Here is a 22,682-nt window from a genome sequence, read left to right on the forward strand (position 1 = left end):
GGTTGCCTTCGCGTCAAAACGAGTAGGAAATCGTGGCCACCCAGGGGGCAGTATCGAAACCGCCGGGGGGATGGGTGAGCCCGCTGGTTAGGACGCGGTCGAGCTCCATGTGCCAGGACCCCATGCTCCATATCAAGCCCGCGTGGCCGTAGCCGTAGGTCTCCGCCGGAACGGGTTCGTAGTAGCCAGGTTGATAGTATCCGTAGGAACTTGCACATCCCTGGCCGCCGGCATTGCAGGGGGTAACAGCAGATCGCGTGACGCCTACGCCGGCGGAGAACGAAAAGTGTCGCGGCAAAGGCCAATGGAAGTCTACATCCGCCGCACCGCGCAGGCGGGAGCCCTCGGTGTTGATGCCGTAGATTGCGGACAGGCCAAACGTGAGTACGTCCCGGTAAATCCAATCGAACGTGGCCTCGACGCGGTTATAGGCCCGCGCATGCGCATTGCTTGGGTAGTCGTAATAGGCCAGGACAGCCCGTGCCTGCCAGTCCGCGGCGAGCGACCACGAGCGTGATGCCTGCGCGAGCGCTTCAGAAATCCGATCTGGCGAGCGCACTTCAGTACTCGCCGATAAGCCCACGGACCATCCAGTGGCAAACGAGTAGGACCCTGCGCCTTGCAGGATAGCCGTTTGCGGCGTGACCGCCTGGCCTCGATCCACCAATTGCGAGCTGAGCGCCACGGTGCCGTTCAAGTTCGTAGCCTGGGCATGGGCTGCCATGGGCAAACCCATGCCGATGAGCAGCCATGCACAGCCAAGACCGTGACCGATGCGCGCGATCACCGCGTATGCGAGGCCTGGGCGAGCGGGGTTGGTGAAGCAAGGGTGAAAACGGATGTTTGCGCCTGGGCTGAGCAATGTCGGCATGGATGTCTCAGGCGCGCGCATTTCGGCGCCGTCGGATCCCGCAGTCCACGGAGCGGGTTTTGCGATGAAAGCCTGTAAACGATTCGTCGCGAAGCATCGGCCCATCGTCTCAGTGACCCGCACTCGCACCCTGGACGTAAGCGTCACCCGGGTCGAGATCCCTTGACTACTATACGGTTGAAGGGGCCAAAAGGGGGCGGCTACTCCTCTAGGGATGCGGACGGACAGAGCCGGTGACGCCTGCGCAGAGTTAATCAGAGCATCCCCGGCACCCTGATAAGCTCGCCCCAGCGATGCGATGACCCGGGCCCTTTGAAACGTGGCAACGGATACTGTCTTCGACTTCCACTCCGTATGGCCCATGCTCGTGCTCATGGCGGGAGTATTGGGCATCGCATCCACCGGAATATTCCGACGCCTTGATGCGGCCCCGGGACGGACAATGCGCCGCGACGTCACCCTCGACGGGTTGCGCTCTTTCCTGGCGCTGGCGGTGGTCTTCAACCATATGTCGATGCGCCGCGCTGCTGGTGCGAGCGGCGCCGTGCAGCTGCCGACGTCCCACGTGTATTTCTATCTCGGCAGTCTCGGTGTATCGATTTTCTTCATGATTACCGGCTACCTGTTCTGGGGACGATTGCTGGATACGTCAGGTCGCCCGGGATGGCTGAAGCTCTATACGCACCGATTCTTTCGTATCGTCCCGCTGTATTGGTTCCTGATGGTTGCCTACTTCGCGATCGTGCTCTATCGCACGGGCTTCAACTCGCCCGTGCCGATCACGGAGGCGATGGGGCAGGCCATGAAGTGGTTGGCCTTCGGCGCCTATCCGTATCCGCCACGGTTCCTGGGCGACGCGCGCAGCATGCTCGTCGTGGGAATGACCTGGACCTTGTTTTTTGAGTGGGTGTTCTATGCCTCGTTGCTGGCCCTGTCCGTCATGGTGAAAACCCGCTGGTCCGGGGTTATCGTCGTCAGTGCACTGATTTTGACGCTGTACGCAAGCTCAGGTCTTGCAGGGCAGACGGTCTATTACGTCGCATTTTTCCTGTGTGGAATGACCGCCGCTTCGGTCGCGAGGCAGTTGCCCCAGTGGCATGGGGATGGAATCATTCGTTCAAGCATCGCCCTGTGTTTGTTGATCGGGGCCATGGCGCTTAGCTCGACGGCGTACTCCCTGGCCGGCGTGTGTCTGCTCGGCCTGTTCTTCCTGCTCATTGCTTCGGGAACATCGATTTTTGGTCTGCTCCTGACGCGAGGTGCCGTGCGCCTCGGGCATGCGAGTTATAGCCTCTACTTGCTGCATGGCCTCACGCTGTCGCTCATTTTCGCGCCATCTGTTCTGGGCACGTACGCCATGTCGTCGCCGCTGCATTTTTGGATCGTCAGCGGCGCTGACGATGGTCGTTCTGGCCTCGGTGGCAGCCATCTCGTATCTGCTGATTGAGAAACGAGGCATTGCTATCGGCCACAAGCTCTTGGCCAGGACGCAGCCGGTAGCGCTGGAGCTCGGTCGCACCGACAGCGCGACAAAAGCGCCTCAGTAAAGCCCGGACCCAGGGACGCCATCGGCGTACCACGTCGGCATGCGCGTCTGCGTCGATTATCCCCAGGTGCCTGGCGGGAAAAGGGGCGGGGCTCGCTTTGGAACCGATATCGACCGATCGGCACGGGTGATATGCCCACCATCTCGAAATCGTTTGCAACCAAAAGGAACCGTCCGGGCACACACGGCACAGCGCGGCCGCACGGGGTCCTTGTGTGCTGCCGCCGGAGCGGGTCGTGGACGGACGATCTCGTTCGGCATGGGCTGGACGGGATCGGACGCGATCGTAGTGGCAGGATGCTGGATCTTGGTGCGGGCTGGGAGACGCACTGGCGATTCATGGGCACGGAACCGATGGGCGGTTCCAGACGATAGGGGTAGAGGGTTCGCGCTAGCCAAGGGGCTCCAAGCTATGCGTTTATTTTCGTTGTTTTTTGCGGCCTTGCTAAGCCTGATGCTGGTCGCAGGCGGTATGTTGCTGAGCCCACATAGCGCACAGGCGCAACAAGCGGCTGCAAGCACAGCCCCCCCCGCCGATGCCGGGCACAGCGCTTCCAGCGGACTCAGCCAGGGCGATATCGCGAGAATGCTGCCGGCCACCGACATGGGGGCCAACGCGGCACGGCAGAACGATCCACACCTTCCGCCGGTCAGCAACAGCCTGGCCACGCCGTTCGATGCCGCCACGATTCCGGTCAACCCGCTGGCACCGAACGCCGACGCCGTGGGCGCGAAGACCTGTGTGGCCTGCCACGCGCAGGAAAACCTGCAAGCCTCGCACAGCCTGCACGTCATCGCGTTCCGCGCCGGCGCGGCGAACAGCGGTCCGCAGGCCGCCTGCGAAAGCTGCCACGGCCCTGGTTCCGAGCACGCCAAGAGTCCCACCGCACCGGGTTCGATCATCGCGTTCACGCACGATGCGAAGACACCGCCACGCGTCCAGGCCGGCGTGTGTCTGGGCTGTCATGCCGGCGGCGCACGGCAGCACTGGAACGGTTCGATCCATGAGAACCGCGGACTGTCCTGCACCGATTGCCACAACCCGATGGCACGACTGTCGCCGGAAGGCCTGCTGGCGCAATCGTCGATCAATGAGGTCTGCGCGACCTGCCATCAGGACATTCGCGCCAAGTTCAACCGTCGCTCGCACATGCCGTTGCCGGAAGGGCAGATGGCCTGCACCGACTGCCACAACCCGCACGGCAGCATCACCAAGCCGCTGCTGAAGACCGATACGGTCAATGAAACCTGCTACACGTGCCACGCCGAGAAGCGCGGGCCATTCCTGTTCGAGCACGCGCCGGTGCGCGAGAACTGCCTCAACTGTCACGACGTGCATGGCTCCAACCAGCAAACGCTGCTGGTCGCACCGATCCCGATGCTGTGTCAGCAGTGTCACACCATGACGCTGCATCCGAACGATTTGCAGACCCCGGCCGGACTCGGCAACGGCCCGCATCCGGACGAGCGGATCATCGGGCGCGGCTGCCTGACCTGCCATAGCAATATCCACGGCTCGAACAATCCTTCCGGACCGAAGTTCCACGAGTGACGGAGGCGGACGATGCTTGCGCTGAAGGAAAATCGCACAACGCCGACAGTCCTGACTCTGAGCCTGCTGCTGGGATTGTTCGGCATGCAGGACGCGCTGGCGGGTGATACCAGCGACACGATGCGTGTGGGCGATATGCAGTTTGGCAATGCACTCGATCCGCTTGGCTGGGCACCGATGCTGCAACCGGCCGATCCCGAAGGCATGTCCTATCTGCACGCCGGCATGCTGCGCACGCCCACCGGCGCGCTGTATCCGTATCCGCCCATGGTCAACGCGGGCAAGCCGCTGGGCCAGGGCGATTGGCTCTATAACGGCGAGATCGAATTCGGCTACCTCCATGTCGGCGGTGATCGCAACGCGGAGTATTTTCGCCAGTACGCCGACTGGCGCAGCGGACCCGTTCTGGGCCTGCTCGCACTCGACTTCCAGAATCCGAAGACCGGCGAATATGTCGAATTGCGGGGCAGCCACCTCAGCGCCGACGATCAGTTCTATCGCCTGCGCGCCGGCCAATACGGCAGCTATCGGATCGAGGCCTTCTACCGCGACATGCCACATACCGTGTCGACCAATGCCTACCCGATCTGGAATGGTGTCGGCAGCACCCATCTGACCCTGCCCCCGTCGCTGGTCCCCGGTGGAAGCACGCCTGCGCAGGTGGCGGCTGTGTCGGCTGCCACGCCGGAGCACACCATCGGGCTCACCCGCACGCGCGAAGGGCTCAGCTACGAGGGCGTGGTGTATCAAAACTGGATCGCTTCCGCCGGTATCACCAACGAAAAGCGCACGGGCACCCGTCTATGGGGCGGCCCGATGTACTTCAACTACCCGTTCGCCGACAACGGCGGCATTCTGGAAACGGTGCGGCCCATCGATTTTCGCACCACCGACATCAACCTCAGTGTGCGCAACGTCGGCAAGGTCTGGCACTTCCTGGCGACCTACAACGGCTCGTTCTTCCGCAATCACAAGGACTACCTGGACTTCCAGAGCCCGTTTGCCTTGTCCAACGTGGTCGGCGTGCCGCAGGTCGCCAATATCACTACCGGCCAATTTTCGCTGGAGCCGAACAACGACTACCACAATGTGCGACTGGACTTGTCGCGCGAGCTGAAATGGAACGGCCAGCTGACCATGGCTGGCGCGTGGGGAACGATGCGTCAGAACGATTCGTTGCTGCCGCCGACCAACTGCACCGGTACCGGTGGCGTCTACATCGCACCGACAGCCGACTACACCTTCCAGTGCGCGAACTGGAACACCCCGGCGGCGCTGTCGGAGACCAGCGCGCATGCGCGGATCGACACCGCCCTGCTCGACGCACGGGCGACCTTTCATCCCACGCAAGCGTTCGGCTGGCATGCCGGCTTGCGCTGGTATCGCGAGGACGACAAGACCCGCTATCTCGCCTATAACCCGCTTACCGGCCAGTACGGTTTCATCTCCGAAAACGGTTCGCAAGGCAGCGTGGTACCGGGCGGGACCGGCATCTTCGATCCGACCAACCCCTTGTATGCGTCGAGCAGCGTCCCCGTGCGCAACATACCGATCAGCTATACCGACTCGGTGCTCGAGCTGGGCGCCGATTGGCAGCTTAGCCACAAGACCTCGCTCGGCCTCACCTACACCTTCGACCGCAACGAGCCGAAGTATCGCGAGCGCAGTCGCGTCGATGACCAACGCCTCAAGTTCGACTGGGTCAGTCGCGATGTCGTCGGTGCCACCATACGGTTGAGCTGGGAATATGCCAGGCGCGATGGCGACAAGTACAACTACGATTCGTACGTGCAGTTCTACTCCCAGTCGCTTCCCGGCTTCGTCACGCCGTCCATTGGCTTGCCGGCTTACACCGTTGCCGACATGCGCATGTACGATCTGTCCAATCGCACAGAAAGCAAGTCGCGCCTGATCGTCACCCATCCATGGGGCGAGTCGGCCACGGTCTCGGCCACGTTCTACGGCAATCGTGACAATTACGATGCGCTGATCGGCCGGCAGAGCACCAGTACCACCGGCGCCACCCTGCAGTGGGATTGGCAGCCGACCCCGGCGACCACCATGAACGTCTCCCTCGGGGTCGAAGGCTCGCGCATGGGCATCTCCAACGTCAACGATGCGGACTATGCCGACAATGGCAATATCTACGGCAGAATCGGCCAATCCAACCCTAACCTCGGTGGGCCGTTTTATCCCTATGCGAATCAGTGGTGGGAGTACGACAGCGAAACCAATCGCAACGCCGGGCTCACCTTCAGTCACGATTTTGGTCGAGCGCGTGCCGACCTCAGGTACAACTATACCGGCTCGTTCGGTCATGTCGGCTACAACTACGCCACCATCGGCGCGCTGGCCTACCGTGATGCCGCCGGCGTGGCTGCAGCCGCCAGCGGCTTTCCCGAAAACAAGTACAGCACCAATACGCTCGACCTGGGCCTGAGCTTTCGCGTCACCAGCAACGTCGGCGTGCGCCTGTATGGCCGCTACGAAACCGGTGCATTCAGTGATTGGCACTATTTGGGGCTGAACAACACGCTCGTCTATGACCACCGCCTCTATACCGACAAGGGCGGCCAGCTGCATTACAACGCGAGCCTGGTCGGCGTCATGTTGAACCTGAAGTTGTAGGAGCCGTGATGACGTATCGCAGAAGTCTCCTGTGGGTTTGCCTGCTGATGTCTACCGTCGTACTCGACGTTGCGGCAGAGCCGCCAGCGGCCAGCACCTCCGCCGCGCCGCCCAGCGCGCAGGACCTGCGTCGCATGCGCCCGATCCGTGGCGACGCCAAGGCCGGTGCCGGCAAGACCGCGGTGTGCCTGGCCTGTCATGGCCCGCAGGGCGTGGCGATCGCACCGAACTTTCCTAATCTGGCCGGGCAATCGGCAAGCTATCTCTATGTACAGTTGAAGGAATTCCACGATGGCCAGCGCAAGGATCCGGTGATGACTGGCCAGGCCGCGGCGTTGAGTGATGAGGACATGCGCAACCTGGCCAGCTACTACGCCTCGCTGCCGCCGAAGCCGGCGGGGCAGGCCGATGCCAGCGCGCGCGGGGCGCAGTTGTATCTGGACGGCGATCCCGCGCGAGGCATTCCACCCTGCCAGGCTTGCCACGGACCGGCAGGCCTCGGCCCGCAACCGTATCCAAGCAGTGCGCCACAACCACCATGGGCCACGTTTCCGCATCTGCGTGGCCAGTCCGGCTTGTACCTGACCAAGCAACTGGGCGACTTCAAGCGCGGTACGCGCGCGGGCAACAGCAATGCGAAGGTGATGCACGGCGTGGCGCAGACGCTGAGTGATGACGACATACAGGCACTGTCGGCTTACCTCAGCACCTTGTGATGTCGGTCGCCGAATCGGCGCAGGCCGGCCTGCCTGCCGCACGTCGGCGTGGGGCTGAGTCGGCCGGTCCATCGGTCGATCCCACAGCCAGAGCGGAGCTGACGTCCGGGGCCCCAGTTCGATGCAACCTTTCGCCGGCCAGGCGGCACCCAATGAAAAGTTAGTCACGTTCAAGATCCGCAGCCTGGCCTGGAATATGGAAATCGAACGAGTCCAATTGCAGATGCATGGCGACAATCGCGGCATGCTCATTGCATTGGAAAAGGATCGCAACGTGCCGTTTGAAATCCGGCGCGTGTACTACTTGTTCTCCACCAAATGCGATGTGCATCGAGGCATGCATGCGCATCGCAACCTCAATCAGTTGGCCGTGTCGGTGCGTGGCTCAGTCACCTTTCTGTTGGACGATGGCGAAGGTCCGCGCAAGGTTGTGCTCAACGATCCGTCGCAGGGCTTGCTGTTGCGCCGCATGGTATGGCGCGAAATGTACGATTTTAGCGAGGACTGCGTGCTGATGGTCCTGGCGGACCAGTTCTACGATCCCGCGGACTACATTACGGATTACGATGCTTTCATGCGCGAAGTGCGTGGCGACACGTACATGGGAGACGTACCAGCATGCCAAGGCCGCTAGTGATTATCGGGGCGGGCGAGTTCGCACAGATTGCCTGCGAATATTTCGAGCACGATAGCGGTTACGACGTCGTCGCCTTCAGCGTCGAGCAAAAGTACCTCACCCAGCCGACCATCGCCGATCGGCCCGTGGTGGCTTACGAGGACCTGGAGACACTTTACTCGCCGGCGGACTACGAGGTCTTTGTTGCCATACCGGCCAGCCAGCTAAACCGGCTGCGAGCGCGTTTCTATCTGGATGCGAAAGGTAAAGGCTATCGGTTCGCCACCTATGTCAGCACGCGGGCCTTTGTCTGGCGCAATGCGCAGATTGGTGAGAACAGCTTCATCTTCGAAAATAACGTCATCCAACCCTTTGTCCGCATCGGCAATAACTGCGTCCTATGGAGCGGTAACCATGTGGGTCACCGCACGGTCGTGCAGGACAACGTATTCGTGGCATCGCATGCCGTAATTTCTGGCTATTGCGATATCGGCGACAGCAGCTTTATCGGGGTCAATACCACTTTCAACGATCACATAAAGGTTGCCAACGACAACGTAATCGGTGCCGGCGCGCTGGTTACGCGCGACACGGAGCCTGGCCGGGTCTACGTCGGATCGCCCGCGCACGCGGTGCCCGATCGCTCCAGCTTCGATGTGAGGTTATGAGAGGTAATGTTTGACTGGACCAAGAAGGGACTGGTGTTCGACACCGCCCAGCGCAGCGTGGGTGGCTGGATGCGTCATTCGGCACTCACCCCGACCCCTTACCGCATTAATGATCACTTGATACGCGTCTACGCGGGATTTCGCGACGACGAGGGCATCAGCAGAATCGGTTACGTGGACGTTCGCGCCGACGATCCGTCGTCGGTGGTCCGTGTGAGTCTCGAACCGGTCATCGACATCGGCAGGGACGGGTGCTTCGATGACAACGGCATGATTCTCGGCGATATCGTCGACGCGCCGGATGGCCTGTACATGTTTTATGTCGGCTTCCAGCGCGTGGCCAAGGCCAAGTTCCTGGCATTCACCGGTCTGGCCGTGTCCCGCGACGGCGGCGAACGCTTTGAACGGACCCAGGAAACGCCGATTCTCGATCGAGCCCAAGGACGGAGCACCATCGCTGCGGTTCATTCGGTCATTCGCGAAGGAGATCGTTGGCGCCTGTGGTATGCGGTGGGCGACGACTGGGAATACATCGATGGACAACCGTTTCCGCGCTACCACATTCGCTACGTGGAGACGAACGACCTTGGCGCGATCCCGCGGGAGGACCAGGTGTGCCTGCAGCCTCACGGGAGTGAATACCGCATCGGCCGGCCACGCGTCTATCGCATGGACGCTGGTTACGTCATGTACTTCACGCGGGGCAATGTCACGGGCGAGTATTTTCCGGGGCTCGCATACAGCCCGGATGGCATTCACTGGGAGCGTCACGATGAGGCGCTTGGCCTTTCGTTGTCACCCAGCGGATGGGACTCGCGGGTCATCTGCTACCCGGCGCTGATTCGGCAGCGTGACAAACTCCTGATGTTCTACAACGGCAATGACATGGGGATCGATGGCTTCGGGGTTGCCGAAGCGCTACAGACGCAAGTCGACGGTGGCCTGCATGCTTGCGGTTAGGCCCTACCGTCGGTCGGACGCGAGCGCCTGGGATGCGGTGGTCGAGCAGTCGAGGAACGGCGTGTTCTTGCATCGGCGAGATTATATGGACTACCACGCCGACCGCTTTGACGACCGTTCCCTCATCGTCGAACGTAACGGCGTGCCGGTGGCGATCTTTCCCGCCAATGTCCAGGGTAAGACAGTGTTGAGCCATGGCGGCCTTACCTATGCCGGCCTCATTAGCACGCATGCGTTGCGTGCGGAATCGACGCTTGCTGTGTTCGAGTTGATCGGCGAGGCCTATCGCGCGTTTGGCGTGGAGAAGGTCATCTACAAGGCCGTGCCGCACATATTCCACGCGTACCCTGCCGAGGAGGATCTTTATGCCCTGCATCGGCTCGGCGCGCGCCTGAAACGGCGCGACATCTCATCGGTCATTGCATTGAAGGAATCGTTTTGCTTCACCGACGGGCGTCGCCGCGCCGTTAACAATGCACGGAAGGCCGGCCTGCAAATCCAGCCAGGCACGGACCTGGCAGGCTTCCACACGCTGCTTGCCGAGGTGCTGCGCAACCATGGCGCCGCGCCGACGCATAGCCTGGACGAGCTTCGCTTGTTGCAGGCGCGCTTTCCGCAGCAAATCGTGCTCTACGACGCGCGCCGCGACGGTGGCCTGCTGGCCGGCGCCATCGTCTACGACTTTGGCCGTGGGGTGCATACCCAGTACCTGGCGGCATCGGATGAGGGCAGGCGCGTGAATGCGCTCAATCTGTTGCTGGCCGAGCTAATCGAGCGCTACGGCGACCGACATTACTTCTCCTTTGGCATTTCCACCGAACAGGAAGGAAGGGCGTTGAATGGTGGTCTGATCTCGCAGAAGGAGTATTTCGGGGCGCGCGGCGTGGTGCACGACTTCTACGAATGGGCACTCTGATGAATGTCCCATTTTTCAATGCGGGGGAGTCGAATGCGCGTTATGCCGACGAGCTGAAGGCGGCCGCGGCGCGCGTGATCGATTCGGGTTGGTACATCCTTGGCGAGGAAGTGGCGGCCTTCGAGCAGGAGTTCGCCGCGTACTGCGGCGTCCGTCATGCCGTGGGCGTGGGTAATGGCCTGGATGCGTTGTCGCTGATCCTGCGCGGTTACAAGGAGCTCGGCGCCCTGCGAGAAGGTGACGAGATCATCGTGCCAGGCAATACCTTCATCGCCAGCTTTCTCGCCATCACCGAAAACCGGCTTGTGCCGGTTCCGGTGGAGCCCGACGCCGCGACGTTCAACATCGATCCGGTTCGCTTGAACGAAGCCATCGGCCCGCGTACGCGCGCCATCATGGCGGTGCACTTGTATGGCCAGTTGGCCGACATGCCCGTGTTAGCCAGCGTGGCCAAGCAACACGGCTTGCTGTTGATCGAGGACGCGGCGCAGGCGCACGGCGCGAGGCGGGACGGACGCAAGGCGGGCGCCTTCGGGGATGCCGCCGGCTTCAGCTTCTTTCCTACCAAGAATCTCGGGGCCTTGGGCGATGCAGGCGCCGTGGTCACCGACGACGCCGCACTCGCCGCGCAGGTGGCGGCACTGCGCAATTATGGCTCCGACGTGAAGTATCACCATCCGTTTCGTGGCGTGAATTCGCGACTGGACGAGATGCAGGCCGCCATGCTTCGCGTGAAGTTGAAGTATCTCGATGAGGACGTTCAGAGGCGCCGCCAGGTGGCCCGACGCTATCGCGATGCGATCCGCCAGCCTGACATCCTGCTTCCGGCGGTGGCGCATGAGGAACAGCATGCCTGGCATCTTTTCGTCGTCCGCAGCGGCCATCGCGATGCCCTCCAACAGCATTTGCAGGGCTGTGGCATCCAGAGCCAGGTGCACTATCCGGTGCCCCCGCACCGGCAGCCGGCCTACGCGATGTTGCAAGGTGCACATTTGCCACTGACGGACCGACTGCATCGCGAAGTACTCAGCCTTCCGATGGGGCCGACCTTGCCGGGTGACGCGGTGGAGCAGGTGATCCAGGCTTGCCAGGCCTTCGGGTGCTCGCCATGAACATCGCGCGCGCCAGTTTCTATTCGGCCGCCGCCACCGGCGCGCGCCTGCTTGCCGGCCTGGTCGTGATCAAGTTGGTGGCTTCGTTCACGGGCCCGGAGGGGGTCGGCAAGCTGGGCCAGTTCATGAGCCTCATGTCGCTGCTCGCGGTTTTTGCCGGAGGGGGCATTGGGGCCGGCCTGGTCAAGTACATCGCGGAATACCGTGACGATGCGCAACGCCTGGCGCGCCTGCTCGGGGCTGCCCTCTGGTATGTGCTCGGCGCCTCGCTGGTGATCGGCGCCGCCACCTTGGTCTTCAGCTCGCAATTGGCGCAGTGGTTGCTGGGTGATGCCCGCTATGCACCCTTGATCCGGGTGCTGGCCGTCGCCCAGCTAGGCATCGCACTGGCTAACTACATTCTTGCCGTGATCAATGGCTTCATGGACGTGCGCCGTCTCGCCCTCGTGCAGATTGCCGGGTCCGTGCTCAATATCGCCATGGTGGCGTGGTTTTCAAGCTGGCTGCATCTGCAAGGGGCGCTGCTGGCCCTGGTGCTTGGCCAGACCCTGTGGCTGGCGGTCGGTCTGCCGACGTGGTGGCGCAGTCCGTATTTCAATCGCAGCATGCTCAAGGTGCGCTTTGATCGTGAAATGGTCGCGCGGCTGGCGGCATTCTCGACCATGACGCTCACCTCTGCCTTGCTTCCGCCGCTGGTCAATATCGCGGTCCGCGACCATCTCGTCGGTGAGTTCGGTTGGCGGCAAGTGGGCTACTGGCAGGCCGTGAGCAAGGTGTCTGACGCCTACCTGCTCTTCATCACCTCCGCCATCAACATCTACTACCTGCCGAAGCTCGCGTCGATCAACGACCGCGCATCCCTGCTGCTCGAGCTGCGCCAGGCCTACCGCTTCCTGCTGCCGCTGGTGATGGGCCTGGCGCTGGCCGTTTACCTCATGCGGAGCTGGGTGACGCTGGTGCTCTTCAGCGGCGAGTTCTCGCAGGCGAACGGGTTATACGGTCCGCAACTGGTGGGCGACGTCATCAAGATCGCTTCCTTCGTACTGTCCTATCTCATGCTGGCCAAGGCCATGACGCGGCTATTCATCATCTCCGAGTGCGTGTTTGCGGCAAGTTACCTCGTGCTGGTCTATGCGTTCACCGCGCATTTCGGACTAGTGGGTGCAATTTACGCGTTCTCGACGAATTATTTCCTCTATCTCATCTTCAATATCGTGGTCGCGCGCCGCTATCTCGGAGGGCTGGGGCAATGGTCGGCGGACTATCGATGAAGAGGTCGGCGGCGCCCTTGGTCTCGGTGCTGATACCCGCGTTCAATCATGAGCGCTTCGTGGAGCGCTGTCTGGATAGCGTGCTTGAAGATCCGTATGAATCCAAGGAACTGGTCATCATCGATGACGGATCGACGGACGGTACCGGCGAGCGGATCAGCGAGTGGGTCAGCCGACATCGCGACGAGATACCTATCGAATACGTGCGCCGCGACAATCGAGGCATCGCAGCGACCATGAACGAGCTGGCCGCGCGCGCTCATGGCGAGTTTCTGCGGCTCGGTGCCAGTGACGACTACCTGCTACCCGGCGGACTCGATGCGCAGGTGGACTACCTGCTGGAGCATCCGCGCAAGTGGGCCGTGATCGGTGACTCGGTCGTGGTCGATCAGGAGGGCAAGAAGCTCTTCGACAGTGGCATGTGCGATTTGCACCATGCCAAGAAAGGCCTGTACCAGTCCGACGAAGGCATCCGCCGGGCCGTAATCAGCCACTGGGCCATCGGAGGTCCGGTGGCGCTGATTCGCAAGCGCTCCCTGGAAACCGTGGCGGGCTGGAACGAGAGCTTGCGGATCGACGATTGGGATTTCTTCCTCCGCCTGGCATCGCATGATGCGATCGGGTTTATCGACGTCTGTGTCTGCGCCTACCGCCTCCACAGTGCGAACCTGAGCAGGACGCGCGACACCAAGGCGCGGATCCTCAACTTGCTCGAGTCGCGTAGCGTTGCCATGCGCCGGGAATGCCTGTTCAGGGACCCGTATCGCAGTTTGCTCAGGGCGCAGTCGCACTTTATCGGCGCCAAGATTTCGTTCCTTCAGCGGCGCCTCTGGCCGCTCACGTTTCACCTCCTCGTTTATCTGTCACTCGCCATGGCGACCAGGATCAAATTGCGGGCGGCCTTGCATCTGGCGGAAGGGGCATGAGGAGAGTCCTGCGCCTTCCGTCGATCTATCTGTGCCTGCCCATGTTGTTGACCTGCGGGCTGACCTTGTTCACGTACAAGCTTCCCCCCGGCTACCTGGAAGGCATCCTCCTGCTCGTGGTGATTTCCGTGCTCATCATGCTGTTCGATGTGGCCTCTGGATTGAGACTGCCGGGGCCGAGTCTGTTTCGTGCGAGGAATTACCTGGGAACGCGCGAATCCCTCGTTGCGCTCGGCTTTGCTGCTTTCATCATCTTGTTTTGCGTGCTCGACCTGGTGCTGTTCCCGATTCCCTTGATCGATGCTCCGGCGTCTTACGCCCAGATGGAGGGTGGACGGCTGCATGTGCGGCACATATCCGATATGTGCTGGGTGCTTCCTCCGATCGGCCTGCTGTGCACCCGGAGCAAGCGACTGCGCGGCGCACTCATATTCATCGGGTTTGCCTTTCCGGTGCTGGTGATTGACCGGAACAGGATTTTTGCCGCGCTATTCGCGACGGCGCTGGTGATCGTATTCCGCAGGGATGAGGCCAAACGCTTGCCGTGGGTGACCGTTAGTCTACTTGCGGTCATCGGCGGTACGGTCTTCTCCGTGCTTGGCATTCTCCGGTCCGGGACGTTGGACACGGTCGCGCTGCCGTTTAGTGACCTCTATCGCGCGATGCCGGTGGGCGTCCAGTGGCTACTGCTCTATGCGACTGCGGGGCCATACAACTTCGCTTCCATGTTGGCCAAGCACTATTCGAACGCGAGCTTCCTCATCAACCAGCTCGTGCCCATGAGCGGTTCGATCGCCACGGCCGGCACGGACATTCCGCTGGATGCATCGAACATCAACGTCGGCTCGGAATTCCTGCCGTTCCTTCTCGCCCTCGGGCCACTGGGCGCCATGATGTCCATCGTGCTGCTTTATGTCCTGCAGCGCTGGAGTGTGCGTCGCCTGTATCCAGGGGTTTCGCTGTTCTCGCTGCTGATCTTTCTGCGCATGTCCTATGTCTGTCTGATGTCGCCGTTCGCGCCGCAAGCATTCACCTGGACGAACGCCGGTTTCATCGCCATTTGCCTCGTGCTTCAGGCCTTGGTGGGGCTGCTCCCGAACCGGCGGGTGCCAGGGTTCGGCCCGAACGTCGCCGTGTTGCAGGCGGATGCGCGAAAACTCTCATCCTGATCCCTTGAAAGAGCCCTAATGCCATGGAAAGAGACGAAATCTATCTGGTCGATATGTGGCGAATCGTCGTCCGCGAGTGGAAGTGGTTCCTGCTCATGGTGGTGCTGGTTTTGGCAGCCACCTACGCCTTTACGCATGTGGCAAGGCGCCAGTGGGAAGCGACCGCGTGGATACAAATCGCACAAGTCGGCCAGGTCCCGCAGGGGCAGGACCCGAAGGTTGAGCCGCTGCAGCGGGTGGCCGAGCGGTTGCAGACGAAGGCATTCCAGAACGAGGTCGTGCAAAGCCTCGGCCTGCCGCTCGATTCGCGCGAGGCTGGGCTGTATCGGAAAAGTCTGAAAGTCGATCAGTTGCAATATGCGGGTGCACTGGTCCGCTTGACCGTGCGCGCGGACTCCGCGCGGCAGGCTCGCCAGTTCGCCGAAGCCACGGTTGCCCAGCTGCGTGTCGTTCACCAAGGTCTTGAGGCGACCACTCTGGCGCTGGCGCGTGCGCGTCTGGACGAAGTGCAGGCTGATCTAAAGGACGCGCTGGCCGAGCGGGATCGGCTGTTGCAGACCGCGGGCAGGGGAGAAGCCGGTGACAAGAGCGGGCAGGCTTCATCGCTCGCCGGCGTGCTGGTCGCCAGCAGGGGCGAGGAAATCCGCAACCTGCAGACGACACGGAGTGATCTCCTCACCCGACTCAGCGCCAGCTATACGTACGAGACCTCGTTGTTGTGGCCGGTCTATGTTCCCGAGGGACAGGTTTTCCCCAATGCGGTCTTGTTCTGGGGTGTGGGCATCCTGGCGGCACTGGGTCTCGGGACTTTCGCAGCTGTGGTGAGAAATGCGCTTCGTCGCCGCGTCTAGAACGGTGCCGCGCGTGCCATGACATTCAACCAAACCCGTTCACATCGGCACTCACGTTCAGATAAACAGAGCAGGGCGTCGGAGCGCGTATGGATATGAGTGGACATCAGGGGCGAGACGCCGAAGAGCGAGGCCCAGCCTCCCGCATGAATGACCCGCGTTCAGCGGGAGCATCATTGGGCGAAGGCCAATTGCTCGAAACGCAGCGCGCCTTCGACAGCGTCGCTGCCGACTATGATGGCCCTCGTGGCAACAATGAGCTGATCCAGCGCATGCGGGTTTCCCTGTGGGAGACGGTGTTCGACAAGGTTTCCGCTGGATCAAGGCTGCTCGATCTTGGTTGCGGCACCGGCATCGATGCCGTCGAATTCGCCAGATGCGGTTACCAGGTAGCCGCCACGGATTGGTCGCCGCGGATGGTCGGTCGAACTAAGTCCCGCGCCGCCGCCGCCGGGCTGGAGTCCCAGGTGACGGCAAGGCACTTGGGCATACACCAGCTCGATCAGCTGCAGCCGGAGTTTGACGGCATCTACTCGAACTTCGGGCCTTTCAACTGCGTGCCGGATCTGCCATCCATCGCGGCCGAGTGCGCGCGCTTGCTCCGGCCGAACGGTCATCTGGTGTTGTCGGTGATCGGGCGGATCTGCCCATGGGAAGTGCTTCACTACACGTTACGGGGCCGCTTCAAGCGCGCGGCCGTGCGGAGCAAGCGCGGTGCGACCGCGGTCGGGATGAACCGGCACACCATCTGGACCTATTACTACCGGCCGCGTGAGTTCTACGACGCTTTTGCCGAGCACTTCGTGCTGGAGGAATACCGGGCGCTCAGTCTGTTCCTGCCGCCGCCCTACCTGGTTGACTACTACCGCAGCCATCGTGCCTGGTGCGAACGGCTGGGCTGGCTCGACGATCACCTGGGTGCGCTACCGGTCCTGCGCAACATGGGCGATCACTTCCTGATTGTCATGCGACGACGCTAAGTCCGTGGATGTCTTGCTGCCAAGCGCGAGTACCAGCCTGTGTCACGCGGCCACCATCACGCCCGAAGGTGTCTCGCGCGCGCCGCTGTTGATCCGCAATGGCCACATCGGCACGTCAACCGCGGCATGGGCCTGTCGCGTCGACCTTCATGACCATCTGATCTTCCCCGGTCTGGTCAATGCGCACGACCACCTGCACGTCAACGCCGTACCCCCCTTGAAAGCAGGCGCCCCTTTCCCGAACAGCTATGCGTGGATCGAGGCGTTCCGCTCACATTTTGACGAGCCGGAAGTCACGGCAGCGCTTGAATGGCCCAAGGCACTGCGGCTCAGGCACGGGGCGCTGAAGAACCTGCTCGCCGGCACGACTTGCGTAGCCCACCATGACCCCTGGCAGCGGGAGTTCGATGCGCCGGATTTTCCCGTGGCGTTGCTGCGGAACTTCGGCTGGAGCTATGCACTGGGTTGGCCCGATTATGGGCCGCCGGTGCAGGAGAGCTTCCTGGCCACGGCGGTCGAACGGCCCTGGATGATCCATCTGGCCGAGGGCACGGACGCGACGGCGCAAGCGGAACTGGCAATGCTGGACGAGCTTGGTTGCCTTGCGGCAAACAGCGTGTTGATCCATGGCGTCGGTCTGCGCGAGCAGGACATCGCCCGCATCATTGCCGCCAGGGCGGCAGTGGTCTGGTGTCCGGCCAGCAATCTGGCGCTGCTGGGCAAGACGCTCGATCCGCGACGCCTGTTCGAGGCGGGACGGCTGGCCCTGGGTACCGATTCGCGCTTGAGCGGGGCACGCGACCTGCTCGAGGAAATGCGCTGCGCCAGCGCCTTGGGTGATCTCGGCCCAGGGCAGCTGGTGGAACTGGTGACCACGCATGCCGCGCGCATTCTGCGCCTGCCCCAGCACGGCAGCCTTGCGCCTGGGTCGCGGGCCGACATGGTGATCGTCCGCGATCGCGGCGGCGACGAGGCGAACGGCCTTGCCGGCATCGAACGCAGCGAGATTCGCGCCGTCGTACACGACGGCATTCCACGCATCGCGGACCACGATTTCGTCGAATGGTTTGATGCCGCCGGCGTGGACACGGTGCCGGTGATCCTGGACGGCAAGCCCAAGCTGTTGGCCAGTTCATTGGCCGACCCGGCGCTGATCGCGCTGGAACCTGGGCTCGAGCTTGCCGCTGGCCGCCAGGGGCGCGCGAGCGACCTCGTCACGGAGGCGCATTGCCGATGAATGAGACGCCCATCCTTGAACCTGCCGAGGCCTACGCGCTTTGGGCGCCAGAATATCCGGCGTGTGCGCATAACCCGGTGATGCAGGCCGAAGAGCGAGCCATGCTGACGCTCATGCCTGCCGAGTTGGCGGGATACCGCGTGCTCGACGCGGGCTGCGGCAGTGGACGTTACATGCTGCATGCACTGCGACGTGGCGCAGCGCGCGTGGTTGGCGTGGATCTTTCGCCGGAGATGCTGGAGCGCGCGCGCATAGAGCTGGGTCAGCACCGGCCGGATGCCAGGGTCGAGTTGTTGCAGGGCAGCCTGGAAGCGCTGCCGGTGCCGGATGCATGGGCGCAATTGACGATTTGTGGTCTGGTCATCGGTCATCTCGAGAGTCTGCAAACGTCGCTCGCCGAGCTGTGCCGGGTGACCCGGCCCGGCGGCAGGCTGTTGTGCAGCGACGTGCATCCGATCGGGCATGCGCTCGGCTGGGTGCGTGATTTCAAGTCGGGCGGCGCGCGCTACGCCGTGCGGCATACGCAGCACCGCTTCAGCCATTGGCACGCGGCCTGCGCGGCACTGGGGCTGCGGATCGAGCAGGTGCTGGAGCCGATGCTCGACCCGGCCGACATCCCCGCTGGCGCGCACTTCGACCGCGTGGCGCTGGAGGTTCCCGTCGCTCTGGTGTTCCAGCTGCGACGCGAGCCATGACTTCTCTAAATTGCAGGCCCATGCCATGACCAATGCACCACGTACGCTGTTGATCAATCCGACCATTACCTCGCGTCGCAGTGCGAAGTTTCCGCTGTCCCTTTTGCACCTGTCAGCGGCGTTGGATCGTACCGGCAGCAGTCAGATCATCGACGGCAACGTCGACCGCAACTTTGTTGACGACAGCGTGCGCGCGATGGAGCAGACATCCTTCGACGCGGTCGGCATAAGCGTGATGGGCGGCCCGCAGCTGGCACCGGCCATCGCCGTCTCCACGGCGATCCGCCAGCGCTTTCCAGCGGTACCTATCGTATGGGGTGGCTATTTCCCGACTCTCAATACGGACGCGACACTGGCCGCACCTTACGTCGACTACGCGGTTCGCGGGCAGGCCGAGGAAACCCTGCCGGAGCTGGTCGCTGCGCTGGGCGGCGAGACAGACTCCAAGCTTGCGGTGATCGGAGGACTGTCGTGGAAGCGCGACGGCGTGATCGTGCACAACCCGAACCGCCGTTTCACACTGGGCGACACCGGATTGGTGCTGCCCTACGACAAGCTCGGGGACCCGCGGCGATACCTGGCGCCTAGTTATCTTGGCCGACGCACTGCCGCGCATCAGGCGGCAAAAGGTTGCCGGTTCCGCTGCACGTTCTGTGGCGTGGCCGCGATGTTCGGAGGCACCACGGTGCTGCCCGCAGCCGAGAGGCTGGAGCGCGACCTGAGCTATCTCAAGCATGAACTTGGGGCGGACTCGGTCTTGTACTTTGACAACAACTTTTTCGATCGGGAACAGGACATGGTTCCGCTGCTCGAAGTGATGGCCCGATTCGAGATGCCGTGGTGGTGCTTCGCCCGCTCGGACGCCCTGCTGAACCTGTCGGAGAGTTCGTGGAAGCTGATACGCAAGAGCCGGCTACGGATGGCGTATATCGGCGCGGAGTCGCCCAACGGCCAGATGCTCAAGGAGATCCGCAAGGGCACGCGGCCGGATCAGACCATCGAGGCGGTGAAGCTGTGCCGGCGACACGGGGTGATTCCCGAACTGTCCTTCATGGTCGCGCCGCCGGAGAATACCGAAGAAGAGACCGAGCACACCTTCGAATTCATCCGCACCTTGAAGCGGATCAATCCGCAGACCGAGGTTGTCATCTACGTCTACACGCCGCTGCCGGAGAACAGCCGGCACGAGCAGGATCGCGCCAAGCGTCCCGCCAAGCCGCTGTTCGACCTCAACGGCGAACCGGTCGTGTTCCCGACGACGCCGGAGGAATGGGCGCAGCCGCGTTGGGTCGATTACACCTGCCATGCCGATGCGCCCTGGCTGGATGACCGATTGCGCCAACGCATCCATGATTTCGTCACCGTGCTGCGCTGCCGCTTTCCCACGGTGCAAGACCTGCGCTCGCCAACCTGGGCCAAGCGCAGCCTGAGCGCCATGGCTGGCTGGCGCTATCGCTACGGCAAGTACGACCGACCGTGGGAATTGGAGTTGGCCAATCGGCTGGTGCGCCTGCACGTGCCGCAAGTTTCAGGTCTTTAGGGTAGGGCGGGCCTTGCACGTCGCGCAGATCAACTTTCTACCCGTGCCGGCGGGCCGTGCGCATGCCGAGGTTCTCGATCAATGGCACTCGCTGGGGGATGTCGCCGACGCGGTGGCCAGTTCCGGCACCCGGGTTTCGGTAATCCAGACAGCGGCACGCCAGGATCTGATTACACGCAACGGCATCGACTACCACTTCGTCGACGTCAGCGGCTTGGACGCGGCGACGAGCCGTGGCCGTCGTTTCGCCAGTCTGCTCGTCGAGATCAAGGTTGACGTGCTGCACGCGCACGGCCTGGGCTTCGCCGAGGACGCATTTGCCGTCTCGCAATGCTTGCCGCAGCTGCCCATCATCATGCAAGACCACGCCGATCGGCCGCCGCGCTGGTGGCGGCGGCCACGGTGGCGGCGCTGGTATGCGGCCATGGCCGGCGTCGCCTTTACGGCACCCGAGCTGGCGCGACCGTTCACGCGTGCAGGCTTGTTCGAGCCGCACGCGAGGCTCTTCGCGATCCCCGAATCCAGCACCCGCTTCACCATGGGCAGTCGCGCACATGCGCGTGCGCAGACCGGTCTACACGGCGATCCCTGCGTGCTGTGGGTGGGACACCTGAACGCCGGCAAAGACCCGCTGACCGTGCTCGACGGTGTGGCCCGGGCTGCACGGCAGCTGCCCGGTCTGCAGCTTTGGTGTGCCTTCGGCAGCGCACCGCTGCTCGACGAAGTGCAAACTCGCGTCGCGCGGGATCCTCAGCTGAGCGGGCGCGTGCACCTGCTCGGCAAGGTGGCGCACGGGCAGGTCGAGACACTGATGCGAGCCGCGGATCTCTTCGTCTCGGGCAGCCACGCCGAGAGCTGCGGCTTCGTCGTACTGGAAGCGCTGGCCTGTGGTGTCACGCCGGTCGTCACGGATATTCCTTCCTTCCGCGCGCTGATCGGAGGCAGTCGCGTCGGCCACCTGTGGCCTTGCGGCGACGCGACACGGCTGGCCGAGGCGCTGGTCGATGCGGCGGCGAGCCGGCCGTCGCCGGCGCACGTGCGCGCGCACTTCGATGCCGCGCTGTCGTTCGCGGCCGTGGGCCGTCAGTGGGCTGACGCTTATGCGCAGGTCCAGGACGACCGGCAACGGAGGACATCATGAAGCTCGCGCTAGTGATCCCGGGCGGCGTGGATCGTAGCGGCGAGTTTCGCGTGATCCCGGCACTGCTGGCCCTGATCGAGCGGCTGGCGCGGACGCACGACGTGCATGTCTTCGCGCTGCACCAGGAAGGGGCCGCAGGCAGCTGGGAACTGGTCGGCGCCACGATTCACAACATCGGCGATGGCTGGACGCGGCTGCGCGCGATCGCGGCGATCCGCGCGGAGCATCGCCGCGTGCCGTTCGATCTGGTCCATGCCATCTTCTCCGGTTCCTGCAGTCTGATCGCCGTAGCCGCGGCAAAGCTATTGCGCTTGCCCAGCCTGGTACATATCGCCGGCGGCGAGCTGGTCGCCTTGCACGAGATCGACTACGGTGGACGACAGCACTGGAAGGGACGGCTGCGCGAGGCGTGGGTGCTACGCGGCGCCGACGTCATCACGGCGGCCAGCGCGCCCATCATCGATTCGCTGCAGGCGCTCGGCCTAAACGCCCGGCGCGTGCCGCTCGGCGTCGACTTGCGCAGCTGGCCACCACTTGCACCGCGCAGGCGCGGCGACGGGCCGGCGCGACTGATCCATGTCGCCAGCCTCAATCGCGTCAAGGACCAGCCAACCCTGCTGCTAGCGCTGGCGGCACTGGTCGAAGCTGGACTGGCATTCCAGATGGATATCGTCGGCATGGATACGCTGCAGGGCGAAATGCAGCAGCTGGCCAGCCAGCTCGGGCTGGAACGCTGCGTCAGGTTTCTTGGCTTCAAGACGCAGCGCGAACTGCGTCCGATGATGGAATCGGCCGACCTGCTGGTGATGTCGTCGTTGCATGAGGCCGGCCCCTTGGTCTTGCTCGAAGCGGCCGTGGCGGGGGTGCCGGCGGTCGGCACGGCGGTCGGGCATTTCGCGGAATGGGCGCCTGCAGCGGCTTGCGCCGTGCCCGTCGGCGACTCGGCCGCACTGGCGGAGGCCATCCAAAAGGTGCTTGCCGATGAGGTACTGCGGCTGCAGTTGGCCGTGGCCGCGCAGCGTCGGGCGGTGCTGGAAGACGCCGATTGCACCGCGCAGACGTTCGAGACGCTGTACCGGCAATTGTCCATGGCCGGTTCCGGTCACCGGCGGAAGATCGTGCCATTGACGCGGCCCTGAAGACCACGGCGTCTTCGCTACGCTCGGGACCCGCCGATCAGGCGTAGGTGGCCTTGGCGACGCTCAAGCGCCCTTAAGGGCTATGAAAAGGCGAACCTTCGAAGGTTCTCGCCTGCCGCGAAGTTTTGCCACCAAGGGGCGCATGGCC

Annotated in this window: 20 protein-coding genes; 19 read left to right on the forward strand and 1 reads right to left on the reverse strand. The window is 63.0% G+C overall.

Translation table 11 applies throughout. From position 1 onward, the window contains the following. Positions 1-13 precede the first annotated feature (13 nt). On the reverse strand, positions 14-724 hold the full coding sequence (locus tag ACT01B_RS07740) for a hypothetical protein (protein WP_445146786.1): 711 nt from the start codon (positions 722-724) through the stop codon (positions 14-16). A gap of 508 nt (positions 725-1,232) precedes the next feature. Here ACT01B_RS07740 and ACT01B_RS07745 point away from each other — a divergent pair. The 19 genes from ACT01B_RS07745 (at position 1,233) to ACT01B_RS07835 (ending at position 22,534) form a co-directional block, all read left to right on the forward strand. Then, complete coding sequence (locus ACT01B_RS07745) at positions 1,233-2,318, forward strand: acyltransferase family protein (RefSeq protein ID WP_445146787.1); 1,086 nt, start codon at positions 1,233-1,235, stop codon at positions 2,316-2,318. A gap of 511 nt (positions 2,319-2,829) precedes the next feature. After that, positions 2,830-3,969 carry a DmsE family decaheme c-type cytochrome gene (locus ACT01B_RS07750; RefSeq protein WP_445146788.1) on the forward strand — a complete coding sequence of 380 codons (1,140 nt, stop codon included), beginning with the start codon at positions 2,830-2,832 and terminating at the stop codon, positions 3,967-3,969. Between the two features lie 12 nt (positions 3,970-3,981). Beyond that, complete coding sequence (locus ACT01B_RS07755) at positions 3,982-6,597, forward strand: MtrB/PioB family outer membrane beta-barrel protein (protein ID WP_445146789.1); 2,616 nt, start codon at positions 3,982-3,984, stop codon at positions 6,595-6,597. 47 nt (positions 6,598-6,644) lie between these two features. Further along, the gene (locus tag ACT01B_RS07760) at positions 6,645-7,313 is read left to right on the forward strand and encodes a c-type cytochrome (protein ID WP_445146790.1); all 669 of its coding nucleotides are present in this window, start codon (positions 6,645-6,647) and stop codon (positions 7,311-7,313) included. A 196-nt stretch (positions 7,314-7,509) separates the two neighbouring features. Further along, a complete protein-coding gene (locus ACT01B_RS07765; protein ID WP_445147448.1) occupies positions 7,510-7,947 on the forward strand; it encodes a sugar 3,4-ketoisomerase in 438 nt (145 codons plus the stop codon). Continuing rightward, positions 7,932-8,597, forward strand: coding sequence for an acetyltransferase (locus ACT01B_RS07770; protein WP_445146791.1), 666 nt, complete (start codon positions 7,932-7,934; stop codon positions 8,595-8,597). The genes ACT01B_RS07765 and ACT01B_RS07770 overlap by 16 nt, the downstream gene beginning before the upstream one ends. Positions 8,598-8,603: 6 nt before the next feature. Then, entirely contained in the window at positions 8,604-9,557 is a 954-nt protein-coding gene (locus ACT01B_RS07775) for a hypothetical protein (RefSeq protein ID WP_445146792.1), read from the forward strand. Beyond that, the gene (locus tag ACT01B_RS07780; protein WP_445146793.1) at positions 9,544-10,473 is read left to right on the forward strand and encodes a GNAT family N-acetyltransferase; all 930 of its coding nucleotides are present in this window, start codon (positions 9,544-9,546) and stop codon (positions 10,471-10,473) included. The genes ACT01B_RS07775 and ACT01B_RS07780 overlap by 14 nt, the downstream gene beginning before the upstream one ends. Further along, positions 10,473-11,585, forward strand: coding sequence for a DegT/DnrJ/EryC1/StrS family aminotransferase (locus tag ACT01B_RS07785; protein WP_445146794.1), 1,113 nt, complete (start codon positions 10,473-10,475; stop codon positions 11,583-11,585). Before ACT01B_RS07780 ends, ACT01B_RS07785 begins: the two co-directional genes overlap by 1 nt. Further along, positions 11,582-12,856: an O-antigen translocase gene (locus ACT01B_RS07790; protein WP_445146795.1), complete on the forward strand. Its 1,275-nt coding sequence runs from the start codon at positions 11,582-11,584 to the stop codon at positions 12,854-12,856. Before ACT01B_RS07785 ends, ACT01B_RS07790 begins: the two co-directional genes overlap by 4 nt. Beyond that, complete coding sequence (locus ACT01B_RS07795; protein ID WP_445146796.1) at positions 12,835-13,782, forward strand: glycosyltransferase; 948 nt, start codon at positions 12,835-12,837, stop codon at positions 13,780-13,782. Before ACT01B_RS07790 ends, ACT01B_RS07795 begins: the two co-directional genes overlap by 22 nt. Further along, a complete protein-coding gene (locus ACT01B_RS07800; RefSeq protein WP_445147449.1) occupies positions 13,779-14,951 on the forward strand; it encodes a hypothetical protein in 1,173 nt (390 codons plus the stop codon). Before ACT01B_RS07795 ends, ACT01B_RS07800 begins: the two co-directional genes overlap by 4 nt. A 23-nt stretch (positions 14,952-14,974) precedes the next feature. Further along, positions 14,975-15,802: a Wzz/FepE/Etk N-terminal domain-containing protein gene (locus ACT01B_RS07805; protein ID WP_445146797.1), complete on the forward strand. Its 828-nt coding sequence runs from the start codon at positions 14,975-14,977 to the stop codon at positions 15,800-15,802. 146 nt (positions 15,803-15,948) lie between these two features. Next, positions 15,949-16,782 carry a class I SAM-dependent methyltransferase gene (locus ACT01B_RS07810; protein WP_445146798.1) on the forward strand — a complete coding sequence of 278 codons (834 nt, stop codon included), beginning with the start codon at positions 15,949-15,951 and terminating at the stop codon, positions 16,780-16,782. 16 nt (positions 16,783-16,798) lie between these two features. Continuing rightward, on the forward strand, positions 16,799-18,019 hold the full coding sequence (locus ACT01B_RS07815) for an amidohydrolase family protein (RefSeq protein ID WP_445147450.1): 1,221 nt from the start codon (positions 16,799-16,801) through the stop codon (positions 18,017-18,019). After that, a complete protein-coding gene (locus tag ACT01B_RS07820) occupies positions 18,016-18,714 on the forward strand; it encodes a class I SAM-dependent methyltransferase (protein ID WP_445146799.1) in 699 nt (232 codons plus the stop codon). The genes ACT01B_RS07815 and ACT01B_RS07820 overlap by 4 nt, the downstream gene beginning before the upstream one ends. 25 nt (positions 18,715-18,739) lie before the next feature. Further along, on the forward strand, positions 18,740-20,254 hold the full coding sequence (locus tag ACT01B_RS07825) for a B12-binding domain-containing radical SAM protein (protein WP_445146800.1): 1,515 nt from the start codon (positions 18,740-18,742) through the stop codon (positions 20,252-20,254). A gap of 13 nt (positions 20,255-20,267) precedes the next feature. Continuing rightward, a complete protein-coding gene (locus ACT01B_RS07830) occupies positions 20,268-21,395 on the forward strand; it encodes a glycosyltransferase family 4 protein (protein ID WP_445146801.1) in 1,128 nt (375 codons plus the stop codon). After that, positions 21,392-22,534 carry a glycosyltransferase family 4 protein gene (locus tag ACT01B_RS07835; RefSeq protein ID WP_445146802.1) on the forward strand — a complete coding sequence of 381 codons (1,143 nt, stop codon included), beginning with the start codon at positions 21,392-21,394 and terminating at the stop codon, positions 22,532-22,534. Before ACT01B_RS07830 ends, ACT01B_RS07835 begins: the two co-directional genes overlap by 4 nt. The last annotated feature ends 148 nt before the right edge of the window (positions 22,535-22,682 follow it).

The organism is Dyella sp. Tek66A03 (assembly GCF_052567735.1).